The sequence below is a fragment of the Pseudonocardia sp. TMWB2A genome (assembly GCF_017312135.1).
The window spans coordinates 1-1,396 of record NZ_QKQY01000007.1 but is presented as its reverse complement, the minus strand read 5'-3'; the positions used below and the strand labels follow the sequence as shown (position 1 = coordinate 1,396).

The window sequence follows — 1,396 nt, the reverse complement described above, 5'->3', positions numbered from 1 at the left end:
TTGAATTTCCGACTTGTTGTCGAACGGCAGCATCTTTAACACGACCAACTTCACGACGGCAAGCGACGCCGCGAGCGCCACCAAGCCAATGATCCCCGCAAAAAGCCACTGCCTTCTCTTCGCCGCCGCGTCTCCGCTGAGGAATGGCAGCATGACTCGGTTAAAAAATCGCTTCAGCTTAGAGTCTTCGGCATGTGCACCGTCAGCATGATCACCGACGTGGCGTTTCAGCAACTTCAACGACAGCCATGGCGTGACGATCAATGCGATGGCGAGTGAGATCAACATGCCGACGGATGCATTGATCGGGATGGGTCGCATGTACGGCCCCATCAAACCGGTCACGAAGGCCATCGGCATCAATGCGGCGATGACGGTAAACGTTGCGAGAATCGTTGGACCACCGACTTCATCGACAGCCAACGGAATCGACTCGCGCAATGAGCGCCCATCGAGCGCCATGTGGCGGTGGATGTTTTCGACGACGACGATGGCATCGTCGACCAGAATGCCAATCGAAAAAATCAACGCAAACAACGACACGCGGTTGAGCGTAAAGCCCATCACTTTCGATGCGAACAACGTCAACGCCAACGTCAGTACGACGGCCGTGCCCACGACGATTGCTTCACGCCAACCCAATGCGAGCAAAACGAGTAACACCACCGATGACGTTGCAAAAATCAGCTTGGTGATCAGCTTCTGCGCCTTGTCACTTGCCGTTGCGCCATAGTCGCGGGTGACGGTCACATGCATGCCATCCGGAATCAGCTCCCCGCGCAATTGCTGCACGCGTGCATTGACCGTTTGCGTGATGTCAGAGGCGTTGGCACCGGGCTTTTTGGCGATTGCAATTGTCACGGCCGGTGCCGTACCTAATGCAGGACCACTCCTTCCTTTCGGTGCACCATGCCAAACATAGTTCGTCGCAAGGTCGGCACCATCATGCACGATTCCGACATCAGACAAAATCAACGGTTTGCCACCCTGCATCCCGACAACGAGGTTTGCAACATCATCGGCACTCGCGAGGAAGGTTCCGGCGGTGATGGGTGTTGCGGTATTGGCGCCGATTTTTTCACCGGCTTGCTGCACAACGTTTGCGGCACGTAACGCCGCACTGAGATCGCTGATGGTCAATCCGTAACTCGCAAGCTTTGAGCCATCAAGCGTCACGCCAACCACACGTGTCGGTGCACCAATGGTATAAACATCACGTGTGCCAGGGATACGTTTGAGATCGGCTTCGAGTGTATGCGCAACTTCCGCAAGCGCGGTCGAGTCTGTATTCGGAGAATCGGACCACAACGTCAATGCCATCACCGGCACATCATCGATGCCCTTGGGCTTGACCAGTGGCTGCCCAATGCCAGCACCTTGCGGCAACGCATCCATG

1 protein-coding gene is annotated in these 1,396 nt (G+C 55.9%); it reads right to left on the bottom strand.

Translation table 11 applies throughout. From position 1 onward, the window contains the following. Positions 1-1,396, bottom strand: a 1,396-nt coding sequence (locus DMP17_RS46240) for an efflux RND transporter permease subunit (RefSeq protein ID WP_337833038.1), incomplete at both ends; no start/stop codon positions are given.